We start from the raw sequence: 20,790 nt of genomic DNA on the forward strand, positions 1-20,790 counted from the left end.
TTGCCGGTGACGTAACGAACGCACTAAGGTCAATAACGATCGGTGATGATGAGGTTGGGAACCGGGGTTTTGCGAGTATAAGGTTCGACAGGGTCTTACACGGAACCGTCAGGCTTTGGCCTTTTTGGCCTTTTCCCTTCCAAAGAGGAAGACAAAAAGCCCGATGAAGATGAGCACGGCACCGGCGGCGAGCACCGTCGTGCTCCGTGTCATGAATATCATGACGAAACCACCGACCATGACCGCAAAGGCAATGATGTAGAGTATCAAACAATTCTTGTCGCCCATGCCAACCCCCGTCGCTTGAGATATTCTACTATAGCATACATTCCATTTTTATCAAAAAAAATACTGCATTATTTCGGGCTATTCCGACCTTTTCGGCAAAAAAGGTATTAAGAAGTCATCGCCCGCTCCGATAATACCATGTGTATCGGTACGAAGGAAGGGTCTGTCTTGAGTACCGGCCGGAAACGCCCGTTACGGACTGCACGGAAGGTACGGACCCGCGGCACGGACAGCGAACGAAGAGGGCCGCAGGTATGAAGCAGGGAGCGGACAATGAATCTTAAGAGTGCCAGAGACCACGGAGCAGAGGGAGCCGGACCCCCACCGCGGCGCCCCCTCCTGTCGGGGGCGCAGACTCCGGTGGCCGGGTGCCTTTTTCGCGACATGATGAAGGACCGCGGCATCGATGGTTGCCGGAACAGGACCTGCAATTGCCCTTTTGCCGGAAAGAACCGCCGGGAGCGGCACTGATCCCGTACACAGGCCGCAGCGATCCCCTATCTTCTCCACCCCGACCAGGCGGGAATCCCCGAGCTGTCCCGCAACGTGAGGACGTTGTCGTCCTTCTTCAGCTCCGCGGCGATGATGACCGGTTTGCCGTCGAAGGTCACCCGGGATCCTTTAACCTCCACAGCGTCACCTTTTGCGATCTTCGTGTCGAGGCGTCCGATATACCATTCGGGGCCGAGATGGACCGTAATGGTCTCCTTTTCGGTCTTCAAGGTTAGGGTCGCGGCCGCGTACATGCCTTTCATGGGGACCGCCGTTCCGACGCTTTCGACAGTGCCCGAGACCGTCTCCACCTTTGCCGGGTCGTACATCCTGTTGTACGGGGTGCCCTGACCCCAGCCGCCGCTTCCCTTCCACTTCATCGCACCCCTCTGGGCAAATGACTCGGCCGTAACACCGAGAGCAGTGATCGAAAGCACGATAAGAACGACAATGATCCTCTTCATGGTTGGTTCCTCCTTTTGTCTGGCAGGTCGTTGACCCTTGATCATTCCATTATACAATATTCTATTGTTTATGCACCGTCACGGCACACATTTTTTCCCATTTCCCCCCGGGTCCCCTTGTGGTATCAGGCGCCGGCAGTGAGGGTTTCGGGCTCGGGTATTGTGGCTGGATGTCTTGCTGATAGACTGGTATGCTATAAGCGGAACAGGGTGCCGATCGAATGGTTGTTCCGGTGCGGGGAGAAAAGGCCTGAGGAGGATATCGGATGTCCATTTTTCAAGTGATAGGGTGAGTTACCTGAGTGGATCCAAACGCGCCGACAGTTAGCCGGCGCACACTCAGGTTCTTTGACGGTACACAGGTCGCGGTCAATAATCTCCACGAGATAATGTCGGAGCTGCACTCTGTCGGCAAAGAGCCGAACAGGGAGACCGTGGATGAGATCATTGCCGGACTGGAGGCCATGGGCAATTACATTTCTCCCTCCGAGGCCACCCGAAGGGAATACAGGAACGTCCTCCTCGAGGAATACAGAGAATTTGTCGAGACACACGACAAGGCAAAGAACGACGCCGCTCCTTCTTCGGGGGGGCCTGAACGGTGAAGGACGTCTCTCGGTGAGGGAGCCCTGTCAGTGGTCGTGCGTATCTTCGTGGCCGCAGGGTTCTGACCGGCAATAGAGGCTGCCTCCGCATTCCACCGAGCTACATTCCATCTGCAGGGTGCTGTGGTGTACCCCGGCTTCCCGCAGGATGTTCTCTATGTTCTTTCTCGTTGTTTCGACCTCCCCCAGGGTCCTGTCGTCTACAAGGATGTGGGCCGAAAAGGCGACGTTGTTGTGGGCGACGGGCCAGAGGTGAACATCGTGGATATCTATCACGTCAGTCATCCCGGCTATCCTGGCGACCAGTGACTCCACATCGAACCCCCTTGGCGTGAGATTGAGGAAGATCGCCATCGTGTCCCGCACCAGTCTCACGCCGCCCCAGATGATGACGCAGCCGATGAGGGTGCTGGCGACGGGGTCCGCGTAGGTCCATCCGGTGAAATGGATCGCTATGCCGGAGACGATGACGCCCGCGGAAGAAAGGGTGTCACCGAGAACGTGGAGCCACACGCTTCTGAGAGTGATATCCTTGTGCCGATGTCCCAGTATGAATGCCATGGCGAGGTTTCCGGCGAGACCCAGGGCCGCGATGGACAGCATTACGGGGATATCCACGGCGGGAGGCGCGAGAAAGCGCCGGTAGGATTCGTGGAAGATGAGGACGGCTATAACGAGCAGACTCAGGCCGTTTATCAGCGCGGCGACAAGACCCACGCGCTGATAACCGAACGTCGCCTTTCTGTCGGCAGGCTTCCTGCTTATGCGGACAGCCACGAGCCCAAGGGCTATCGCGAGGGCGTCAGTGACCATGTGGCCGGCATCGCTGAGGAGTGCAAGACTGTTGCTCAGGAACCCGCCGACCATCTCGCCGGACATTATGAGAAGGGTTACAAGGAGGGTTATCGCAAGCCGCTTTTCGCCCGTCAGGCTGCCCATGACATAGTATAGGACATCTTAGGGAATTCCGGGAGGTCCCTTCCCCTATGTTTCCGGCTGTTTCCTCTTCAACCTTTTCAGGGCGTCGATTATATTGCCGGGCCCACCGTGCTTCTTCGTTTCCCCGTTCGTCTCGATCACGCATGACGGGGTGGCATCGATGGCATCTTCCTTCAGATGACGCGAGAACACCTTGAAGGTGTGACCGGGATCGAAAGGTTTCAGTGCTATCCCATCCTTCTTGAGGAAGGTTTCCAGTTTGTCCGCGCTGTCGAGGCCGTTCTTCGCCGCCTCTATCAGGGCGCGTCTCACGCGCAGCGCGTGTTCGAGGTCCTTCTTCGCGTTGATGGCGTAAAGGAAACAGCGGGCATAGAGCGAAGAATACCTGTAGAACGGTGTGTCCACGAAGATCAGAGTTATGGCGTTGCTTCTCACGAGGTCCGTTATGACAGGTTCGATGCCCGGTTCCATGTCCCTGCAGGGGGGACAGAAATAGTCGGAGTACAGCCTGACCTTCACCTTGCCCTCCCCGAAGGATGGAATGGGCGGATCAGTCGCACCGGCCGTGGGCGGAAGAATGATGGCCATGAAGATGAGGGCAAGAAACATCAGCACCGTCCGCATCGGTTGTCCGGGTGACTTCAAACAGCGATCAGCTTTCATCTATCATCTCCCCGCATGTTGCTGGGCGACCATGGCTGGCCACGTGGTTCCGAAGGTCTCCATGAAGAATTCCTGCATTGTGTACGAGTAGGATGGCGCGAGAGAGCCCTTGAAGAACAGAGAAAAAATGATGAGGGCCGCTGCCATGGATATCGCGCAGAGGGTCTTTTGGTTGCGCCGAAAGTTCAGGATGAAGAGTATGAAGACGATCGCCGCGAAGGCCAGGCAGTACGGGCAATAGGTACCATACCATACCTGGAAGCCGATGAGATAGAACTCAATCCCCACGCCGGCAGATATCAGGACGATAAGAAGCATGTCTTTCCTGAGAAGACTGAGGAGGATGACACAGGCCATGAAAGCCATGCCGATGTATTGAAGATCGATCCCCAGAAGTGTGCCCTTGAGGTAGGAGCACGAACCCGCGCAGATGCTGTAGTAGATCTCGAGGCCGATGGCCAGACACGCGAGAAGGATGCTGATGAGATAACGCCGATACAGTATCCTGCCGGCGATTGACAGCCGGGCCTCCCGGGAATCATGTAGCTCGGCAGTATTTCCCATGCCGGCCTTACCTCTGTGTCCCCTCGCCCTGCGGAGTCTTCAGCAAGTACGTCCTCGGCGCCGAAGGAGGCACGGGACACGTGGTGCACGCACACAGAGCCAGTACGGTCAGCAGGGCGATGGCAAAAAGGATCGATCGTTTCATATTACCTCTCAACAGTTGGGATAGCTTACCTCGAAGAAGACATTTTTTCCAGAACAGCTTTCAAAACAATGCCTGTTTCGTCGGGCAGTCTATCGAAGCTGTGGACCTTCGCTATGCCGAGGTCGGTGACGACAAAATACAGTGACGGCTCGATGGCATACTTCTCCAAGGCCTTTTTCGGGCATCCGGTTGGGCACCTGTCGATGACGACCGTTCGGGCCGCCTTGGCGCTTTCGGTGAAACCCGAAAGGGAGGCTCCGATGCCGGCAAGGTAGTGGGCATTGCCGAGTCCCTTCCTGCCAAGCTCTATCATCATACTGTTCCACACCTGGCCCGCGTTCGATGCACCCGAGCAGGCGACGACAAGGGTGGGAGTTTGCGACCCGCAGCAGGCGTCTCCGGCACCGGGATCTGTGGTGCAACATCCGTCCTTCTCTTTCGACATACCGTTATCTTCTCTTTCTACAAGAATTTCTTGATCTCTTCCACGGAAAGGACCTTTCCGACGCTCTTCACCACGCCATCGACAGCCAGAGCCGGCGTCATCATAACGCCGTAGTTCATGATATCGTTGATATTCTGAACCTTTTCGATCTCGAACTCCACACCGGCATCCCTGGCCGCTTTCTCAGCGTTCTCCGTGAGTTTCATACACTTGGCACAGCCTGTGCCGAGAATCTGAATTTTCTTCATTTCCTTCACCTCCTTTTCATTCGATGATCCACCCGTACAGCATGCCCGCGAAGGTGTAGAGCAATACGACGTACACTATGAAGACGGCGGTCTTTTTCGTGCCAAGGACGGTCCGGATGACGATCATGCTCGGTAGGGAAAGGGCGGGCCCTGCGAGAAGCAATGAGAGGGCGGGGCCCTGACCCATCCCGGAGCCCAGAAGCCCCTCAACGATGGGCACCTCTGTCAGTGTCGCGAAGTACATGAAGGCACCCACGATCGACGCGAAGAGGTTGGGGAGAAAACCATTGCCCCCGACCAATGCGGCAATCCACCGGGACGGGATGATCCCGTTGTCCGTCCCCGGCATGCCGAGGAGAAATCCCGCAACCACAACCCCGCCCAGCAGCAGGGGTGCTATCATGAGAGCGTACATCCAGGTTGAGTCGATCCAGCTTTTGGTCTCGTCCGACGAGGTCTTCGTTACCCACACGACCCCCGCGATGCCGGCCGAGAAAGGTAGAAGAGGCCACTTCGGGAAGAGAAGCGCAAGGACGAGAACGACGGCGCCGATTATCACGGTGGGTAGGGGTTTTGCTCCGAACCACCTCACAATAACAAAACCGAAGAGGATGCCGAAGAGACCGGTGACGTACCACTTTGCCACATATATGCCATACCACAGCCCCGCTTCCTCCATCGGCTTTCCCCAGTTCGCGAAAACGAGGATGCCGATCATGGACGCCATGTAGACGACGTCCTGCCAGAGCTTTCTCTTCGGCTCTTCCTCAGGCATGCAGACAGCCTGTTTGGAGGCCTCTTCCTTTCGGAAGGTGACGGCCATGAGAAGTCCTATCACGTAGGCGAACAGGACCGCGCCGATGGCCCGTGCCAGACCGATCTTCCACCCCAGGACCTTGGCGGACAGAACGATGGCGAGGACATTGATGGCGGGTCCCGAGTACAGGAACGAGGTGGCGGGTCCCACGCCTGCCCCCATCCGGTATATGCCGGCGAAAAGGGGCAGAACGGTGCAGGAGCAAACGGCGAGCACGGTACCCGAAACGGATGCCACCGAATAGGAGAGACACTTGTTCGCCGCCGGGCCGAGGTACTTCATAACCGATGCCTGGGAGACGAAGACCGAGATGGCACCGGCGATGAAAAAGGCCGGTACGAGGCACAGCAGTACATGCTTCTGCGCGTAGTCCTGGAGCATATAGAAAGATTCCAGGATGGCCTTCTGGACCGATACGCTTTCAAAGGGAATGAAATAAGCGGCGATAAAGGCCCCGAGGAGTATGAGAAATTTGTATATGTCTTTCATATGATCGCCCTCTATCTTTTACAGAGGCACACCTGCTGTCTGCGGACATTGTTCTCGATCACTGCGGTGACACAGCAAAAAAAATCGGTCACGCAGGGCACTTCCAGCCTGTAGATCATGTCCGCGCCGGTCTTTTGAGACGTGATGATGCCGGCTTCTTTGAGGACGAGCAGGTGCTTTGAAACGGTGGACTTGTCCAACGTGAAGAGACTGAATATCTCGGAAAAAGACCGTGTGCCGTCTTTTAGAAACTCTATCATCATGAGTCTCACCGGGTGACCCATGGCCTTGATGATGTTGCTTCGTATTTCCGCTTCTTCCATTGTTATCATAGCGTCTCCTCTTGCATCGTTGGTCAATATACCAACAGACCAATAAGTAATCAAGGAATTTCTTTCACGGTCTTTTTCATTGACAGCGGGAGACTTTTAGTCTTTATTCTTATATCCGTTTAAGCAGATAGATGCGGGCGGTGAGAGATGGAAGACATAGCGCAGATATACAAGGCACTCTCCGAGCAGATGCGATTGCGCATACTCATGCTTCTCACCCACGGGGAGCTCTGTGTGTGCGACCTGATGGCGGTCCTCGAGGAACCGCAGTCGAAGGTGTCGCGTCACGTGGCGTATCTGAAGAACTCGGGACTCATAAAGGGCAGGAGGGTCGGCACGTGGATGCACTACTTCCTGAAGGAACCCCTTGAGGGGCTGGCCGCGGCACATGTCGAGTTCCTCAAAAGGGAATTGTCCGGTCTCGGCTGGGCACGGGATGATATGGAAAAGATGAAGGAGGTACAGGCGAGGAAACTTTGCGAAGCGCCGCCTGTAACCAACAAGCGTGCTTCAGGGACGACAGGGACGGCCGCCGCAGGTAAGACAGGGAACAAAGGGAAGAAAAAAGCGAATTCCTGAAGGAGACATGAAGCGATGACCTCCGAACACTTGAGCAAAAGACTTTCCTTCCTCGACAGGTTTCTGACGTTGTGGATCTTTCTTGCGATGTTCATCGGGGTCGGTTGGGGGTATTTTTTTCCGGGGGTTGTCGGTTTCTGGAACCGGTTCCAGAGCGGGACCACCAACATCCCCATAGCCATGGGCCTTATCCTCATGATGTACCCGCCGCTGGCGAAGGTGAAATACGAAGAATTGGGGGAGGTTTTCAAGAACTGGAGGGTTCTCGTTCTCTCCCTTATGCAGAACTGGGTGGTGGGACCCATACTGATGTTCATTCTTGCCATCGCATTTCTGAGAGGTTACCCCGAATACATGGTCGGCCTTATCATGATCGGGCTCGCCCGGTGCATCGCCATGGTCATCGTTTGGAACGACCTGGCAAAGGGCGACACCGAGTACTGCGCCGGTCTTGTCGCCTTCAATTCGATCTTCCAGGTCCTGTTCTTCTCTGTGTACGCGTATATCTTCATAACCGTCCTGCCTCCGCTTATGGGACTCAAAGGTGTGGTTGTCGATATCACCATCGGCCAGATAGCTGAGAGTGTTTTTATCTACCTGGGCATACCCTTCATCGCGGGGGTTGTCACGCGCTTTGTACTTATCAAGGTCAAGGACAAGACATGGTACCACGAGAGGTTCATACCGAAGATAAGCCCCATAACGCTCGTCGCGTTGCTTTTCACCATACTTGTCATGTTCTCCCTGAAGGGTGAGTACATCGTGAAGATCCCGATGGACGTCGTGCGCATCGCCATACCCCTTCTTGTCTACTTTGTTTTCATGTTCGTCGTTTCCTTCTACATTAGCGCGAAGGCGAGAGCGCATTACGGCCAGGCCGCCACCCTGTCTTTCACCGCGGCGTCAAACAACTTCGAACTCGCCATAGCGGTCGCGGTGGCCGTCTTCGGGATCAACTCGGGACAGGCCTTCGCCGCCGTCATCGGCCCCCTTGTCGAGGTGCCGGTGCTGATCAATTTGGTTCACCTGTCGCTATGGATCAAGAAGAGATACTTCCCCTACGCGGTGGAAACGCCCACGGGTGTTTGTTATGTGTCCTGCAAGGATTGAAAGGGAATTGCGCGGACCGTTTATACTATCCGCGTATGTCGGAAGACAGGTACAGGGGCCGGCTTTTGTGTCCATCGCCGCGAGCGAAGCAGCCGGTTCCAGGCCTGAACAAAAGGAGGCCTGTGAGTGAAAATGCTTCTTGTAATTGCCATTGTTATGCTTGCCTGGGTGACCCTGTATTCCTGTTCCCCGGGCTGCAAATGCGGCGTACCGGCGCCTGATAAACGGCAAGGAGTTCAGGATGAAAAATAGGTCCATGATACTCTGCATGATCATCTTCACCATGCTGTCGTGGGCCATTATGGCATCGACCGCCGTTGCCTCGGATGAGGCCATGGCAGGTCGAAAGGTCTCCTCGACCTCGAAGGGTCCCGCGGTTCCTCCCGCCGCCGTGCGGTACCCGGCGCTGGTCGATGTCGGATCGAAACAGTGCATCCCCTGCAAGATGATGGAGCCCATCCTGGAGGAACTGAAGGTTGAATACGCGGGTGTTCTCCGCGTCGAGTTCATCGATGTCCAGGTGGACCCTGAGACCGCCGTGAAACTGGGCGTGAGGGGAATACCGACGCAGATCTTCTATGATGCTTCAGGGAAGGAGCGTTACCGGCACATGGGATACATATCAAAGGAGAACATTCTCGCAGCCTTCAAGAAGCTCGGGGTCGCTCTGGTGAGGAAGGACGGCGGGAAGAAGGGTAAGTGATCGAGAAGGTTTTCATAGTGCTGACGAGCGCCGTTGAGGGGACCCCCGCCATCGCGCTCGGGGCATCCTTCCTCTGGGGAATCCTGAGCCTTGTACTCAGCCCTTGCCATCTATCGAGCATTCCCCTGATCGTGGGCTTCATCGACGAGCAGGGCCGAACGTCGCCCAGGAGAGCTTTCTACACCGCTTCCCTGTTCTCGTCGGGGATCATGATAAGTATCGGGCTCATCGGGCTTGTCACGGCAACGGCGGGACGGATGATGGGCGACGTGGGCCGCTACGGCAATTACTTCGTTGCCCTCGTTTTCTTTCTCGTCGGGCTCCATCTTGTCGGCGTCATACCCATGCCCTGGTCCGGGCCGGGCAATGTAGATATGAAGAGGAGAGGCCTTCTTGCCGCCTTTATCCTGGGGGCCGTGTTCGGTGTGGCCCTTGGCCCCTGCACCTTCGCTTACATGGCGCCCATGCTCAGCATAACCTTTCAACTCTCCGCAACAAAGATATGGTACGGGATCCTTCTCCTCCTTGCCTACGCGGTGGGTCATTGCTCGATCATCGTCCTTGCCGGCACCTTCACCGAGGCTGTTCAGAACTATCTCAACTGGAATGAGCGGTCCATGGGGGCGAGGATCGTGAAGATAGTCTGCGGGGTCCTCGTCATATGTGGCGGGATCTACCTGGTCTACACCGCGTGAAACAGACGCTGGAAACGCTCCGGGCACGTCCCGGGTTGAAAAGAGGGGAAGAAAGGCTTAGTGTGAAGGCATGGCATCCCTTCGTTACGCGTTCCCGGGGAGATCGATCAAAATGGAGGTGGGGTAATGGAGAAGCCGAGGGTCCTTTTTGTGTGTATCCATAACAGCGCGAGAAGCCAGATGGCCGAAGCGTTTGTCAACAGGCTGGCAGGAGACCGGTTTCACGCGGAAAGCGCGGGGATGGAGCCCGGCGTGCTGAACCCTCTCGCCGTAGAGGTGATGAAGGAAGAGGGGATCGACATATCCGGCAACAGGACGAAGAGTGTCTTTGAGAAGTACAGGAGGGGAGAGTTGTATTCGTACGTGGTCACCGTCTGCGACGAGGCGAGTGCCGAGGCCTGCCCCATTTTCCCGGGACTCAGGACCCACACGCTCCACTGGAGCTTCGAGGACCCCGCGTTGTTTACCGGTTCTTTTGTCGAGAAGCTTGAAAAGACGCGTCGCGTTCGCGATGCCATAAAGAGAAGGGTCCTGCAGTTCATGGAAGAGGCGGGCCCTGACAAAGGTGAGGGAGGCTCGTGATGAAGAAGGTAGTCCTGTTCGCCTTCAACGGTGAACCCATGTGTTTTGTCCATGTGTTGCTCAATGCCGTCAACATGAAGACGGCGGGATATGATGTGAAGGTGGTGATAGAAGGGGCGGCCACGAAGCTTATTCCCGACCTGGTCGAAGAGGGCAATCCCGTTGCCGTCCTGTACCGCAACGCCAGGGAAAAGGGGCTCATAGAAGGGGCCTGCAAGGCCTGCGCCAACAAGATGGGTTCCCTGAAGGCAGCGGAGGAGCAGGGATTGCGCCTCCTTGATGATATGTCGGGCCATCCTGGTATGGCCCGTTATATCAACAACGGGTACGAGGTTATAACCTTCTAACCCCGTCCACGTAGGACCCGACCGGTACTAGCCGGAACAGCAGCCGCCCGGTGTACCGCAGGAACCGGGGGAACCGCAGCAACCTCCGAGATTGGGCATGGAAGACGAGCCCGATGAAGCGGAGGTATTGTGGGCGGACATGAGCTTCGTCAGCTTCGTGCCACCGCATGACCGGCAGGCCACTTCCTCATCCGCGGAGAAGACGATGAATTCGCTTACGGCCCCGCAGTCCTCACATTTGTATTCGTAGATCGGCATATGTTCTCCTTAATGATGGGCGCATCCGCCGGCATGCCCGGCGCAGGTGCGATCGATGGTCAGCTCGGGAAGCTTGTTCTCGCTGAAAAGGGCAAGATTGTCCTTTATCGTCGTCCCCGTGGCCTTGAAGACCTTAATGCCCTTCGCGTTGAGCCCCATGAGAGCCCCGGCGCCGATGCCTCCAACGACTACGGCGTCCACCTCTGTCCCGCCGATCGCCTTGATCGGATTACAGGCGCCGTGGATGTGGTCGGCATCGCGGTTGACCACCGTCGAAACGTCGTTGCCTTCCGTGTTGACAACAACAAAAGCCGGCGCGGAGCCGAAATGATTGTAAACGGTGCTTTCAACGCCTTCGTCTTTCAGGACCGCAAAGCATATCTTCATGGTGTTCCTCCTGTTACTGTTTCTTCAGAGTCTATCCTCAGGGCCTTACCGTGGAGGATGGCGTCGGCGACCTTCCGGTGCGCCGCCTCCACGATCCTGCCGAAGGTTGCCCGCGAGATGTTCATCTGCCTCGCCGCTTCTTCCTGGTAGAGCCCCTCGACATCGGCAAGGCGAAGGGCTTCAAGCTCATCCATTTGCAGGGTGACCTCTTCAAGGTCTGTGAGGGGTGTGCCGCGGGGCTTGAAGCAATCCGACTCCAGTTTGCAGCATACGCACCTGCATTTCCTCGGGCGAGACATGGTGTTATTTTAAGCATATGCTCAAAACAAGTCAAGAGCTCAAGGAAAGGTTCAAGGGTTCAAAAGTTCAAGGGTTCAAGGGTTCAAGGGAAAGACCGCGAAGAAAGACCGGTCGTCAACACAATCACTGGCTGGCGCACCCAAAGCTCTTCCTGAATGTCGCTTGGACTAAATGACCTTGAACTCTTGAACTTTTGAACCCTTGAACGTCATTCGTCTGTTCTTCTGGGTGGTATCTTTGTTCCGCAGAATTTGCAGGTGACTGTCCTGTGTTGTTCGCTCGGCTTTGTCACCTGCTCACGCCTGCATTTGGGGCACTTTCTCTTGAGATGCAGAACAGTTCCTATCGCTGCGGCCAAAAAGGGGTTCATTGCTTCACACATCCTCTCTTATTGAGCATTGCGGGGGCCCATTTTCACTGGAATCGAGATAATCGACAGCGCAGTCGATATCCTCACGGCTGCCGATGAAAAGCAGGACGTCATCGGCAACGAGGCGCAGGGAAGGAGAGGGCATTCTATGGACCTCCCCGGCGCGTTCGATACCGATCACTGTCACGCCCGTCTTCGACCGGAGGTTGAGATCCCTGAGGGTTTTTTCATCGGCCACCGAGCCCTGCCGTATCCGGTAGGTCTCGATCACGATGTTCTTGAGTATGTCCTCGCGTTCGACGAGGTATCTCCTGGGGAGCTTCACAACCCTCAATGCAAGGTAATTGTCCTGCCGTATCCTGTCGATGTGGTCCCGGATGTCGTTGACGGGAACCTGCAGCCGGTTCAGGACCTTGGAGAATATCTCCACGGAGGTCTCGAATTCCTCGGGTATGACGTCGTTGGCTCCGAGATGCTTCAGTCCTTCCACCTCAGCCACGTACTTCGTGCGGGCAATGATGTACAGATGAGGGTTCGACGACCGCGCCAGTTGCACTATTCTCCTGGTGGACGGGGCGTCGCTGATGGCGACCACAAGGACGCTTGCGTGTCGTATTCCTATCTTGTGGAGAACCTCCGCGCTGGTGCCATCGCCGTAGTAGATCGGTTCACCCTTCTTCTTCCCCGCCCGGACGGTCTTGCTGTTGAGCTCCAGAGTGACATATTTGATATCCATGGAACGGAGGACACGCGCCAGATTCCCGCCGTTGAGGCCGAAGCCGATTATGATCACGTGGTCCTTTATGCTCCCGGGATAGCGTTCCGCGGCTCCTTTTCCCTTTCCCAGGAAGCGAAGAGGACTCTTCCTGGCGATCCATTCCGCGATGGATGATGATCCCCGTATGAGAAAGGGTGTCATTATCATCGTGATGATCGAAGCCGACAGAAAGGCTTGATAGAGATCGTCGGTGATAAGGCCATACTTCTTTCCTTCCAGCGCCAGGATGAACGAGAATTCGCCGATCTGAAAGAGATGAAGACCTGTCATGAGAGAGTTTTTAAGGGTGTTACCGAGGACCATGCCGGTGATGGTGATGGCGGTCGTCTTGAGTACCACTATCACAAAGACCATCACCGACACGCCGGCGACGTTGTTTACAAGCACTTTGAGGTCGAGGAGCATGCCGACGGAGATGAAGAAAAGCCCCGTGAAACTCTCTTTGAAGGGAAGGACGTCCGAAACGGCCTGGGCCGCATACTCTGATTCCGAGATGACCATGCCGGCCAGAAAGGCGCCGAGGGCCAGCGAGAGGCCCATGGACGATGTGAGCAGTGCCGTGCCGAGGCACAGCGTAATGATGGATATCACGAAGAGCTCCCGGCTCTTCATCCCCACCACCTGTTTGAATACGAAGGGTACGAACCACCGGGAGGCAAAGAGTATGAGGGCTATGACCAGTGCTGCCTTCACAACAGTGAGGGCTATGCTGCTGCCGCCCGAATTGCCGGCAAGGACAGGGATGAGAAGCATGAAGGGCACGACACAGAGGTCCTGGAAGATCAATATCCCCACGGAAAAACGCCCATGGGGGCTGTTCATCTGGGCGCGGTCGAGGAGGATCTTGAAGACGATCGCCGTGCTGCTCAGGGCCACGAGAAAGCCGTCGAACAGAGCCCCCTCAAGCGGCTGGCCATAGAAGAAATAGCCTATGCAGACGACAAAGGCGATCGTGAGCGCGACCTGCATGGCCCCGCCCCCGAGCACGATCGACTTCAGCTGGAAGAGGTTCTTGAGGGAAAACTCGAGCCCAATGGTGAACATGAGCAGGACGACCCCGATCTCGGCGAGGAGTTCGATCTCGTGCGGGTCGCCGACGAGGTTGAAAGCGGACGGTCCGATGAGAATGCCGGCCAGGAGGAAACCCACCACGGACGATATCCGGAGCTTCCCGAGGACGAACACTATGAGGGCGCTTATCCCGAGAACGATCACCATCGCCTGAAGGTATTCAACGACCATTTGTTCCTTTCTCTCCACGCCTGTGATCGTGTTTGCCGGGCCACGCTGCGTGGATGCGCGGCGGTTTCTATATAATACGCGGATTGGCCCGGAAAACCAAGGGTTCTCTCCGTTGCTCCGTCTCCGGACCCTTAAGCCGCAGGGAGGCTGCTTCTTGATTTTCCCTTCCATCGGTGTTAGAAACCGGTAGGAGGAATGCCATGATCGAGAAATGGATCGAAGAGGTAAAAAGATCGACGGATCCGGGCGAACTGGGAATGATGCTTGTGCATAACGGTGTCGTGCGGGCGAGCTCGAAAGAGGGAAGGCCGGTGAAAGGCATGCGGCTTTCTTACGACCGTGAGCGCCTCGCGGCCGTCATCGACGAGGCGAAAAGGCGTGAAGGAATTGCGGACGTGAGGGTCTGGATCAATGAAGGGGACCTGAGGGTTGGAGACGATATCATGTATGTCCTCGTGGCGGGACGTTTCAGGACCGATGTCCTGCCCGTTCTGCAGGAACTTCTTTCGAAGGTCAAGGGAGAGGTTGTTCATGAAGAGGAGGTGCTGTCTTGAAAAAGCGCGAGGAGAGCACCTGTGCCGCTTGCGACATCCCCCTTCGGGAACGGGTCTGCACAAGTCCCGACGGAAAGGGTTCGAGGGGCTGTCCTACAGTTCTCAAGAAAGAGCTTATCGAGAAAGCGCGGAGGGAGTACAGAAAGAAAGCGGTGCGGGAGTTCGCCCGCCAGGCATCCATCCAGGAAGGGGAGTGTTACATCGACCGCGACCGGAAGCCCTACCGGCTGCACCCCGCCAAACCGAGAATACTGGAGATCTGCGAGTTCGCGAAGAAGATGGGGTACAGCAAGCTGGGTCTTGTTTTCTGCGGAGGGCTGGCAAAGGAAGCCGCGACGGTTTCCGGGATATTTGCGCGAAAAGGCTTCGATGTCGTCTCGGTGATGTGCAAGGTCGGCAGGGTGCCGAAGGAAGAGATCGGCCTCGAGGACGAGCACAAGATGTTCCGGGGTGAATTCGAGGCCATGTGCAACCCCATACTGCAGGCCCTGGTGGTGAATGACGCGAAATGCGAGTTCAATGTCCTCCTGGGGCTTTGTGTCGGCCATGACTCGCTTTTCCTGAAATATGCCAAGGCGCCCTCCACGGTGCTTGCCGTGAAAGACCGTGTCATGGGGCACAATCCCCTCGCGGCCGTGTATCTGTCGGAAGGGTATTATTCCTGGCTGGAAAACCCGGTGGAGTGAAGGAAGGACCGGCAGAATTTGTGCCGGGACCCTTTCCCTTCCCAAGTCCGGCATCATGGGCTAAACTTATCTGTGTTGACGGGAGGTGAACATGGCACAACAGAAAGAATCATGTGTCAAAACGGCCAAAGGCCCGATAAGCGCCCCATCGGCCGAAGGGTCCGCAGCATCCGCACCAATTGAAAGGGAGGTGGCCATGGTGACAGCAAGAGTGGGCAAACCGGCACCGGATTTCGAGGCGAACGCATTTGTCGACGGTGGGTTCAAAAACATCACCCTTTCCGAGTTCAAGGGTCAGTGGGTCGTCCTTTGCTTCTATCCCGGGGACTACACCTTCGTTTGACCGACAGAGCTGGCGGCGGTCGCCGTCAAGCACGAAGAGCTGAAGGCGCTTGGGGTCCAGATCCTCGCGTGCAGCGTCGACAGCAGTTTCGTTCACAAGATCTGGAACGAGGATGAACTGTCGAAGATGGTCAAGGGCGGTCTTCCCTTTCCGATGCTTTCAGACGCGGGGGGACGTATCGGAAAGGTCTACGGGGTATACGATGAGGAGGGAGGGGTCGATATCCGCGGCCGTTTTATAATCGACCCCGACGGCGTCATCCAGGCCATGGAGGTCATTACGCCTCCCGTGGGCCGCAACGTGGCGGAGTTCATCAGGCAGGTGCAGGCATTCCAGCACGTGCGCGCGACCGGCGAGGCAACCCCGTCGGGATGGCGGCCGGGCAAGGTGACGCTCACGCCCTCGCCGGATCTCGTCGGGAAGGTCTGGACGGTCTGGCAGCCGCAGATGGCGTTCGAGGATTAGGCGATCAGAGCACCGGGGCCGGGAGACTGTGCGTGATCCCCCGGCCCCGCTGCATTTTCAGAAGACTACGACGTCTCCGTTGCCCAGGTACATCTTGCTGGGGGATCCGTGTCGGCCGCTGCCCTTGACGACGGGATAGCCCAGTTCCACCATCTTCTCGACGGCGCTCACCCCGGTGCAATGGTTGCAGGCGATCTTCCTGAAACCGAATCTCGCCATTTCCCTGACCGTCTTTTCCCCCTCGGGGCTGAGCGGTCCTACGGGAGCGATGTGGAGACCCCCGTAAAGACCATACAGGTTTTGTCCCCCCTCGAGTTTTGTCCTGGCGAACTCGGCAAAATCGATGATGTTCTGGTGACAGCACCCGGTGACGCAGACGATCCCCTTATCCTTGACGTTGAAGTAGAGGGATTGTTCCCCCCGGGTGCGGCAGGGTATGGGCAGGTCGAAGGTGACGGAGGCGCAGCCGGGATAGAGCCTGTATATCTTCGCGGGGTCGTGCTTTACGAGTGTGCCTTTATAGGGAATGGAGTTTTTTACCTTCGATTTCTCGAATTCGGCGCCGGCGAGCAGGCGATATCCCTCGTCGTAGAACGTGTTGGGTATGATGACCTTGATTTGCGGATCGTGCCTCAAGACCGATTCTATACCGAAGAAGTGGTCAAAGTGCTCATGCGTGACGTAGAGGAACTCGATCTCGCCTTTCTTCAGCATGCTGCCGATGCCTTCCCGTTCAAAGGCCTTATCCATGAACGAGTTGTTCCAGCCCGTGTCGAGGAGGAACCTGTGACGGCTGCCGTCGAGGCCTTCGATCTCGATGAGGCTGGAGTAACCCCCGCTGTTCTTCTGGTCCCAGTCGACGATCCACTGGTTTGCCTTCGGACCCCCCGCGTCCTTCATGTTCTTCATGAGGACGTTTCCGTCGAACCAGCTCGTTTCCGAGATACAGGTGATCTTCACGCTTTTGCAGAGGCCGATGTCCTCTTTTCCCCCGCTTCGGGCGAATGCCATCGTTCTGGACAGAGGACCAGCTGCCCCCAGGGCCACGCCTGTTGCGGCCATCAGTTTCATGAACTCCCTCCTTGTCGCACCTCTTTCTTCCATGATAACCTCCCCTCTTGTGGATTGACCGGCTGCCTGATCGTCAGGCGGCGGTGAACAAACCTGGATAAGTTCGCCGCGGGGAAACGACCCGTCATGGTTTGTCCCCTCCCGACCGTATTGCGCCTTCGGCCAGTGATTTCTCGGCGGGATGGGTGGGAGCGCTGAGGAGTTCCATGTCGCCCCGGCGGAAACGTTCAAGGGTTTCCGTGACCGGTTCATCTTCCCGGGCCCTGTAAATGTCCACGAAGGCGTCTTTAAGCATGTGAAAGGATATCTCTCCTATCTGGGATGTAAAAAGAGTATTGAGGCCATACCGTGTCAATTCCTTTATAACCTTGACCCCTACGTGAATGCTGGCCTTCTTCCCGAGGTGCTCATTGTAATAGAAATCCTCGATCTCGACCCCGCTTTCCCCGATCTTCACAACGATGAAGTACGGTGCCCGGCCGAAATGGCCGTGGACCTTTGAGTTGAGACCATCGATATTCTTGACGGGGATTATGGCAACGGTGGTCCTGAGCCTTCCGGGTTCCACATGGACGTACACGGACTCTATGTAGGGAAAGGTCTTTTTGACGCGGTCTTCCACCCTGTCGGCAACGCCGTGGGCCTGGTACAGAGGCGCGTGGGGGTTGCTTTCGATATTGCACTCCACAAGCCTGAAAGGCCCGGCCTGTCTTATCTTAACGTCCCGAACCCCGGTTACGCCCTGGATGTCACTGATCTCCTGTATGATCTCCGATTGCAGCGGACGGTCAAGATTGGCGTCGAGGAGGATGAGCAGGGAAAACCAGATGGTCTCGAGGCCCAGCTTCAGGATGAGCAGGGAGATGATGACGAGGAGCACTCCCTCCACATAGGGGATGGAAAACCAGGCGGCCAGGATACCCGCGAGGACCGCGAAGGACACGGCAATATTGAGGTATGAGTCCTGGGCTATCGTTTTGAGAGATTGGGAATTGATCTCATTTCCGACTGCGCCTTCCCGCCGCGCAAGGAAGTAGCCGATGACCATGGAGACGCAGGAAACAACGATCGGCAGCAGGGGAAAGGCACCTGTCGATGCGGGGGGACCGAACTTCCTCACCCCCTCCAGGAACACCTCGATCCCTGCCCAGGCAACGAGAAGTCCGATGATGAAACTGACAAGGGTCTCGGCCTTGTAGAGACCATAGGGGAAACGCTCCGTCTTTTTGCGGGCAGCCAGAAAAAGCCCGAACCATGAGGCGAATATCACGGTGAAGTCGGAAAAGGTGTGGAAACCGTCGGCGACGAGAAGAGGAGAATGAAACCCGTAGCCGATGAGGGCTTTGGCGGCGGCGAGCCCGAAGGTTACAGCAGAGGCAAAAAGGGCCGTCCGCTGACCCCTTGCCAGATCGACCTGGGCGATATCGCCATTTTTCATGGCTTTATTCCCGTCGGTCCTCTGCCGGGAACCGCCCCGCCATCATGCTCTGACAGCGGGGACAGGGCGTCAAAAAGCAGGGTTGCCCGGGAACCTTGTCCGTTATCATGCCGCACTGCGGACAAATGCACTGCCGTGGCGGCACGGCACACGAACGGGCCGGGTCACCCGTCTCTCCGGTGAGGGCCTTTCCACCACGTTTGCGATGACCGTGCCTGCCTCTGAATCCGAATGACATCCCGGACCTCCGCTCCTGCCGGTGCGATGTGTCTCCTCTCAGGCCATCGGCGTACCACCCGCTCCCCGCCTACCGGTCCTCGACGAGAGGCGCCGAGGAGTCCGCGCACCATTCCTCCATGGACCCATCGAAAAGGGAGACCTTCTCATATCCCAGGACCTGACTCAGCATGTACCACCACGTGGGAGAGAAGCGGCCGGTGCAGCACAGGACGACGATCTCCTTCTTCCTGTCCTTGCCGACGGTACGGACAGCGTAGCGGTCGAGGCTTTCCCTGCTCCGGAAGGTCCCGTCCTTTCTGAACGCGTAAGTATAGGGCAGATTGACGCTGCCGGGAATGTGCCCCTTCTTCCTGATGCCCGGGTCTCGCACTTTACCGGTAAAATGACTGTGGATCCTCGTATCGACTATGGTGACGCGACCGGCCTTTTCCCTGAGACATTCCTTTGAACAGAGCAGGTCCTTGTTCCAGGCGCAGCAATGAGAGCTGGGCGTTGCGGTCGCCCAGCCGCTGACAAGGGGACGCCCCTCCGCCTTCCACTTGCTGTAACCGCCGTCAAGAATGGCCACATTGGCGATACCGGCATATTTCATCGTCCAGGCGACCCGTGCCGGGTGCGCCCGGTCAAGGTCCGTGTCTGTCTTGCCGACGATAACCACAATGCTGTCCCGGCTGATCCCCGCGGACCTCAGATTGTCCTCGATATCGTCCTTCGGGGGGAGCTGGCATGAGATCTCCTTATCCATGGTCCGCCACGCGTTGTATGTCAGGCTGATGGACCCGGGCAGGTGGTCCTCTTTGTATTCCTCGACCTTTCTGATATCGGTGATGACAAGGCGGGGATCCTTCATGTTCTCCGCGAGCCACTTCGTTGTGACGACCGGGGATATCCCTTCGGCCGCGTTTGCGGTTGTTCCCACGGAAAGCGCGAGAACAACCAGGATAAGTGCCATGAGAACAGGTTTCATGACTGCCTCCTCGTGATGCGGAATACTGCCTTCCCGGCCTAATCCTTCAAACTCGACATATAACGCGCAAGGTGGTTCAGGATCGCTTTCTTCAATCCCGTCGCGCCGAGATTCGAGCAATGGAGCTTGTACTCCGGGAGGCCTCCCAGGGCCTTGACGATATCCATATCATCGATCATCATGGCCTCGTCGAGGTCCTTGCCGACGGCAAGCTCCGTCATGACACTCGCGCAGGCAATGGAAGCGGGACATCCCCGGATCTGGTATCGTATGGCCACGATGATGTTGTCCTCAACTTTGATGAAGACCCTGAGGAAGTCCCCGCAGTTCGGGTCGCCGATCTCCCCCATCCCGTCATGGTTGGTGATGATGCCGACGTTGCGGGGGTTGTTGAAATGGTCCATGACGATCGGAGTGTATTCGTTCATTGGAGACTGTGCCCTCTCTGGTTTTTCATTAGGGTGACGAGCCGGATGGAACCGGTACGCTTCAATGCCCTGAAGTTTGCTCCCTGACGGATACCGAGGAGTGCCGTGTCAGGGTCGGTGACGATGGAACCGGAGATGATGTCGACGCCGTGATCGAACAGCACGCTTGTGAGAGGCGTGGTGGGACCGAGCAGCATCTTTGTGCTGCCCGAAGGGCAAAGGCCGAGTATGGTGCCGAGGGTGTGATTGATGAGGGTAGTGCTGGAGATGGCTATCAGGTCGGATCGCGCGAGGAGGGTCCCGGTCTCTTCCTCGGGTCGGTCCCCGGGTTGCAACCTCTTTTCGATGACCCAGAGGTTCTTCGCGACCTTTCTCAGGTCATCGACAAAGGGAAAATGACCGATCACCGTGATGTTCTTTCCCTGGCCGTTCTCGGCGAGATAATCCCCGGCGTTGAGGTCGATGCATCGCGCCATGTCGACATCGATGAGGGAATTGATCGCGGCGAGCCCCACCGATGCATCGAGAGTGCTGGAGAGCACCGCGCCCTTCGCCAGGGAAGCCGCGCTTGTCTGGAGGTATGATGTTTGCCCCGGCTCCCTGCCGTCTTCCATCTTGCAGTCATAGATCATCGTCGATGCCAGACCGCAATGCCGGCTGACCACAGCTGTCCAGAAGATGCCCCTGGTCACATCCGTGACGGGAGCATCGACGGTGATGGACGATATGATGTCCTCGAGCACTTTCATAATGATG

At 56.8% G+C, this 20,790-nt stretch carries 29 protein-coding genes; 10 read left to right on the forward strand and 19 right to left on the reverse strand.

The window, feature by feature from the left end; all coding sequences use genetic code 11:
• Window positions 1-108: 108 nt before the first annotated feature.
• Together GXX82_13915 and GXX82_13920 are read right to left on the reverse strand one after the other, a co-directional pair.
• Window positions 109-288, reverse strand: a complete 180-nt coding sequence (locus tag GXX82_13915; GenBank protein ID NLT24134.1) for a hypothetical protein — start codon at window positions 286-288, stop codon at window positions 109-111.
• 497 nt (window positions 289-785) lie between these two features.
• Window positions 786-1,244, reverse strand: a complete 459-nt coding sequence (locus GXX82_13920; GenBank protein NLT24135.1) for a DNA-binding protein — start codon at window positions 1,242-1,244, stop codon at window positions 786-788.
• A gap of 302 nt (window positions 1,245-1,546) precedes the next feature.
• On the opposite strand from GXX82_13920, the gene GXX82_13925 reads away from it, so the two are divergent.
• Entirely contained in the window at window positions 1,547-1,849 is a 303-nt protein-coding gene (locus tag GXX82_13925; protein ID NLT24136.1) for a hypothetical protein, read from the forward strand.
• A gap of 27 nt (window positions 1,850-1,876) precedes the next feature.
• On the opposite strand, the gene GXX82_13930 is transcribed toward GXX82_13925, so the two are convergent.
• Genes GXX82_13930 through GXX82_13965 form a run of 8 tightly spaced genes read right to left on the reverse strand, consistent with a single transcriptional unit; the run spans window position 1,877 to window position 6,491 of the window.
• Entirely contained in the window at window positions 1,877-2,788 is a 912-nt protein-coding gene (locus tag GXX82_13930) for a cation transporter (GenBank protein NLT24137.1), read from the reverse strand.
• A gap of 45 nt (window positions 2,789-2,833) precedes the next feature.
• On the reverse strand, window positions 2,834-3,412 hold the full coding sequence (locus GXX82_13935) for a thioredoxin domain-containing protein (GenBank protein NLT24138.1): 579 nt from the start codon (window positions 3,410-3,412) through the stop codon (window positions 2,834-2,836).
• A gap of 42 nt (window positions 3,413-3,454) precedes the next feature.
• Entirely contained in the window at window positions 3,455-4,015 is a 561-nt protein-coding gene (locus GXX82_13940; protein NLT24139.1) for a hypothetical protein, read from the reverse strand.
• Between the two features lie 7 nt (window positions 4,016-4,022).
• Window positions 4,023-4,160, reverse strand: coding sequence for a hypothetical protein (locus GXX82_13945; GenBank protein NLT24140.1), 138 nt, complete (start codon window positions 4,158-4,160; stop codon window positions 4,023-4,025).
• 25 nt (window positions 4,161-4,185) lie between these two features.
• On the reverse strand, window positions 4,186-4,605 hold the full coding sequence (locus GXX82_13950) for a zinc-binding protein (protein NLT24141.1): 420 nt from the start codon (window positions 4,603-4,605) through the stop codon (window positions 4,186-4,188).
• A gap of 17 nt (window positions 4,606-4,622) precedes the next feature.
• On the reverse strand, window positions 4,623-4,853 hold the full coding sequence (locus GXX82_13955) for a thioredoxin family protein (GenBank protein ID NLT24142.1): 231 nt from the start codon (window positions 4,851-4,853) through the stop codon (window positions 4,623-4,625).
• 16 nt (window positions 4,854-4,869) lie between these two features.
• Window positions 4,870-6,159: a hypothetical protein gene (locus GXX82_13960; GenBank protein NLT24143.1), complete on the reverse strand. Its 1,290-nt coding sequence runs from the start codon at window positions 6,157-6,159 to the stop codon at window positions 4,870-4,872.
• A gap of 11 nt (window positions 6,160-6,170) precedes the next feature.
• Window positions 6,171-6,491 carry a winged helix-turn-helix transcriptional regulator gene (locus GXX82_13965; protein ID NLT24144.1) on the reverse strand — a complete coding sequence of 107 codons (321 nt, stop codon included), beginning with the start codon at window positions 6,489-6,491 and terminating at the stop codon, window positions 6,171-6,173.
• 147 nt (window positions 6,492-6,638) lie between these two features.
• Here GXX82_13965 and GXX82_13970 point away from each other — a divergent pair, with 147 nt between their 5' ends.
• The 6 genes from GXX82_13970 (at window position 6,639) to GXX82_13995 (ending at window position 10,507) form a co-directional block, all read left to right on the forward strand.
• The gene (locus tag GXX82_13970) at window positions 6,639-7,070 is read left to right on the forward strand and encodes a metalloregulator ArsR/SmtB family transcription factor (protein NLT24145.1); all 432 of its coding nucleotides are present in this window, start codon (window positions 6,639-6,641) and stop codon (window positions 7,068-7,070) included.
• Between the two features lie 15 nt (window positions 7,071-7,085).
• Window positions 7,086-8,180, forward strand: coding sequence for an ACR3 family arsenite efflux transporter (arsB, locus tag GXX82_13975; GenBank protein NLT24146.1), 1,095 nt, complete (start codon window positions 7,086-7,088; stop codon window positions 8,178-8,180).
• Between the two features lie 283 nt (window positions 8,181-8,463).
• Window positions 8,464-8,883, forward strand: a complete 420-nt coding sequence (locus GXX82_13980; protein ID NLT24147.1) for a thioredoxin family protein — start codon at window positions 8,464-8,466, stop codon at window positions 8,881-8,883.
• Window positions 8,880-9,578 carry a cytochrome C biogenesis protein gene (locus GXX82_13985; GenBank protein NLT24148.1) on the forward strand — a complete coding sequence of 233 codons (699 nt, stop codon included), beginning with the start codon at window positions 8,880-8,882 and terminating at the stop codon, window positions 9,576-9,578. The genes GXX82_13980 and GXX82_13985 overlap by 4 nt, the downstream gene beginning before the upstream one ends.
• Before the next feature lie 126 nt (window positions 9,579-9,704).
• On the forward strand, window positions 9,705-10,160 hold the full coding sequence (locus tag GXX82_13990; GenBank protein ID NLT24149.1) for an arsenate reductase ArsC: 456 nt from the start codon (window positions 9,705-9,707) through the stop codon (window positions 10,158-10,160).
• Window positions 10,160-10,507, forward strand: a complete 348-nt coding sequence (locus tag GXX82_13995) for a DsrE family protein (GenBank protein NLT24150.1) — start codon at window positions 10,160-10,162, stop codon at window positions 10,505-10,507. Before GXX82_13990 ends, GXX82_13995 begins: the two co-directional genes overlap by 1 nt.
• A gap of 27 nt (window positions 10,508-10,534) precedes the next feature.
• On the opposite strand, the gene GXX82_14000 is transcribed toward GXX82_13995, so the two are convergent.
• The 4 genes from GXX82_14000 to GXX82_14015 all read right to left on the reverse strand — a co-directional run bounded on the left by GXX82_14000 (window position 10,535) and on the right by GXX82_14015 (window position 13,842).
• Window positions 10,535-10,765, reverse strand: a complete 231-nt coding sequence (locus GXX82_14000; GenBank protein NLT24151.1) for a zinc ribbon domain-containing protein — start codon at window positions 10,763-10,765, stop codon at window positions 10,535-10,537.
• Between the two features lie 9 nt (window positions 10,766-10,774).
• Window positions 10,775-11,152: a diguanylate cyclase gene (locus tag GXX82_14005; protein NLT24152.1), complete on the reverse strand. Its 378-nt coding sequence runs from the start codon at window positions 11,150-11,152 to the stop codon at window positions 10,775-10,777.
• On the reverse strand, window positions 11,149-11,451 hold the full coding sequence (locus tag GXX82_14010) for a DUF134 domain-containing protein (protein NLT24153.1): 303 nt from the start codon (window positions 11,449-11,451) through the stop codon (window positions 11,149-11,151). Before GXX82_14010 ends, GXX82_14005 begins: the two co-directional genes overlap by 4 nt.
• 375 nt (window positions 11,452-11,826) lie before the next feature.
• Window positions 11,827-13,842 carry a sodium:proton exchanger gene (locus GXX82_14015; GenBank protein NLT24154.1) on the reverse strand — a complete coding sequence of 672 codons (2,016 nt, stop codon included), beginning with the start codon at window positions 13,840-13,842 and terminating at the stop codon, window positions 11,827-11,829.
• 200 nt (window positions 13,843-14,042) lie between these two features.
• Between GXX82_14015 and GXX82_14020 the strand changes: the two genes are divergently transcribed.
• From GXX82_14020 to GXX82_14030, 3 genes are all read left to right on the forward strand, one after another.
• Window positions 14,043-14,396, forward strand: a complete 354-nt coding sequence (locus tag GXX82_14020; GenBank protein ID NLT24155.1) for a molybdenum cofactor biosynthesis protein MoaE — start codon at window positions 14,043-14,045, stop codon at window positions 14,394-14,396.
• On the forward strand, window positions 14,393-15,082 hold the full coding sequence (locus GXX82_14025) for a DUF1847 domain-containing protein (GenBank protein ID NLT24156.1): 690 nt from the start codon (window positions 14,393-14,395) through the stop codon (window positions 15,080-15,082). The genes GXX82_14020 and GXX82_14025 overlap by 4 nt, the downstream gene beginning before the upstream one ends.
• A gap of 91 nt (window positions 15,083-15,173) precedes the next feature.
• A complete protein-coding gene (locus GXX82_14030) occupies window positions 15,174-15,890 on the forward strand; it encodes a peroxiredoxin (GenBank protein NLT24157.1) in 717 nt (238 codons plus the stop codon).
• Between the two features lie 57 nt (window positions 15,891-15,947).
• Here the strand turns inward: GXX82_14030 and GXX82_14035 are convergent, their stop codons facing one another.
• The 5 genes from GXX82_14035 to GXX82_14055 all read right to left on the reverse strand — a co-directional run bounded on the left by GXX82_14035 (window position 15,948) and on the right by GXX82_14055 (window position 20,783).
• A complete protein-coding gene (locus GXX82_14035; protein NLT24158.1) occupies window positions 15,948-16,994 on the reverse strand; it encodes an MBL fold metallo-hydrolase in 1,047 nt (348 codons plus the stop codon).
• 91 nt (window positions 16,995-17,085) lie between these two features.
• Complete coding sequence (locus GXX82_14040; protein ID NLT24159.1) at window positions 17,086-18,399, reverse strand: cation diffusion facilitator family transporter; 1,314 nt, start codon at window positions 18,397-18,399, stop codon at window positions 17,086-17,088.
• Window positions 18,400-18,706: 307 nt separating this feature from the next.
• The gene (locus GXX82_14045) at window positions 18,707-19,606 is read right to left on the reverse strand and encodes a sulfurtransferase (GenBank protein NLT24160.1); all 900 of its coding nucleotides are present in this window, start codon (window positions 19,604-19,606) and stop codon (window positions 18,707-18,709) included.
• 38 nt (window positions 19,607-19,644) lie between these two features.
• Window positions 19,645-20,034, reverse strand: a complete 390-nt coding sequence (locus GXX82_14050; protein ID NLT24161.1) for an iron-sulfur cluster assembly scaffold protein — start codon at window positions 20,032-20,034, stop codon at window positions 19,645-19,647.
• Complete coding sequence (locus GXX82_14055; protein NLT24162.1) at window positions 20,031-20,783, reverse strand: DUF364 domain-containing protein; 753 nt, start codon at window positions 20,781-20,783, stop codon at window positions 20,031-20,033. The genes GXX82_14050 and GXX82_14055 overlap by 4 nt, the downstream gene beginning before the upstream one ends.
• Between the last annotated feature and the right edge of the window lie 7 nt (window positions 20,784-20,790).

Origin of the sequence: Syntrophorhabdus sp. (genome assembly GCA_012719415.1) — a bacterium.
Taxonomy (GTDB): Bacteria; Desulfobacterota; Syntrophorhabdia; order Syntrophorhabdales; family Syntrophorhabdaceae; genus Delta-02.

Bases quoted from the DNA above. Each gene is read 5' to 3' on its own strand.
- GXX82_14010 (NLT24153.1), bottom strand. From the start codon at position 11,451: ATGTCTCGCCCGAGGAAATGCAGGTGCGTATGCTGCAAACTGGAGTCG.
- GXX82_13935 (NLT24138.1), bottom strand. From the start codon at position 3,412: ATGCGGACGGTGCTGATGTTTCTTGCCCTCATCTTCATGGCCATCATT.
- GXX82_13950 (NLT24141.1), bottom strand. From the start codon at position 4,605: ATGTCGAAAGAGAAGGACGGATGTTGCACCACAGATCCCGGTGCCGGA.
- GXX82_13970 (NLT24145.1), top strand. From the start codon at position 6,639: ATGGAAGACATAGCGCAGATATACAAGGCACTCTCCGAGCAGATGCGA.
- GXX82_13920 (NLT24135.1), bottom strand. From the start codon at position 1,244: ATGAAGAGGATCATTGTCGTTCTTATCGTGCTTTCGATCACTGCTCTC.
- GXX82_13990 (NLT24149.1), top strand. From the start codon at position 9,705: ATGGAGAAGCCGAGGGTCCTTTTTGTGTGTATCCATAACAGCGCGAGA.
- GXX82_13955 (NLT24142.1), bottom strand. From the start codon at position 4,853: ATGAAGAAAATTCAGATTCTCGGCACAGGCTGTGCCAAGTGTATGAAA.
- GXX82_14040 (NLT24159.1), bottom strand. From the start codon at position 18,399: ATGAAAAATGGCGATATCGCCCAGGTCGATCTGGCAAGGGGTCAGCGG.
- GXX82_13995 (NLT24150.1), top strand. From the start codon at position 10,160: ATGAAGAAGGTAGTCCTGTTCGCCTTCAACGGTGAACCCATGTGTTTT.
- GXX82_13945 (NLT24140.1), bottom strand. From the start codon at position 4,160: ATGAAACGATCGATCCTTTTTGCCATCGCCCTGCTGACCGTACTGGCT.
- GXX82_13960 (NLT24143.1), bottom strand. From the start codon at position 6,159: ATGAAAGACATATACAAATTTCTCATACTCCTCGGGGCCTTTATCGCC.
- GXX82_13965 (NLT24144.1), bottom strand. From the start codon at position 6,491: ATGATAACAATGGAAGAAGCGGAAATACGAAGCAACATCATCAAGGCC.
- GXX82_14055 (NLT24162.1), bottom strand. From the start codon at position 20,783: ATGAAAGTGCTCGAGGACATCATATCGTCCATCACCGTCGATGCTCCC.
- GXX82_13940 (NLT24139.1), bottom strand. From the start codon at position 4,015: ATGGGAAATACTGCCGAGCTACATGATTCCCGGGAGGCCCGGCTGTCA.
- GXX82_14050 (NLT24161.1), bottom strand. From the start codon at position 20,034: ATGAACGAATACACTCCGATCGTCATGGACCATTTCAACAACCCCCGC.
- GXX82_13930 (NLT24137.1), bottom strand. From the start codon at position 2,788: ATGGGCAGCCTGACGGGCGAAAAGCGGCTTGCGATAACCCTCCTTGTA.
- GXX82_13915 (NLT24134.1), bottom strand. From the start codon at position 288: ATGGGCGACAAGAATTGTTTGATACTCTACATCATTGCCTTTGCGGTC.
- GXX82_14035 (NLT24158.1), bottom strand. From the start codon at position 16,994: ATGGAAGAAAGAGGTGCGACAAGGAGGGAGTTCATGAAACTGATGGCC.
- GXX82_14005 (NLT24152.1), bottom strand. From the start codon at position 11,152: ATGAAGATATGCTTTGCGGTCCTGAAAGACGAAGGCGTTGAAAGCACC.
- arsB (NLT24146.1), top strand. From the start codon at position 7,086: ATGACCTCCGAACACTTGAGCAAAAGACTTTCCTTCCTCGACAGGTTT.
- GXX82_14015 (NLT24154.1), bottom strand. From the start codon at position 13,842: ATGGTCGTTGAATACCTTCAGGCGATGGTGATCGTTCTCGGGATAAGC.
- GXX82_14020 (NLT24155.1), top strand. From the start codon at position 14,043: ATGATCGAGAAATGGATCGAAGAGGTAAAAAGATCGACGGATCCGGGC.
- GXX82_14045 (NLT24160.1), bottom strand. From the start codon at position 19,606: ATGAAACCTGTTCTCATGGCACTTATCCTGGTTGTTCTCGCGCTTTCC.
- GXX82_13980 (NLT24147.1), top strand. From the start codon at position 8,464: ATGCTGTCGTGGGCCATTATGGCATCGACCGCCGTTGCCTCGGATGAG.
- GXX82_14000 (NLT24151.1), bottom strand. From the start codon at position 10,765: ATGCCGATCTACGAATACAAATGTGAGGACTGCGGGGCCGTAAGCGAA.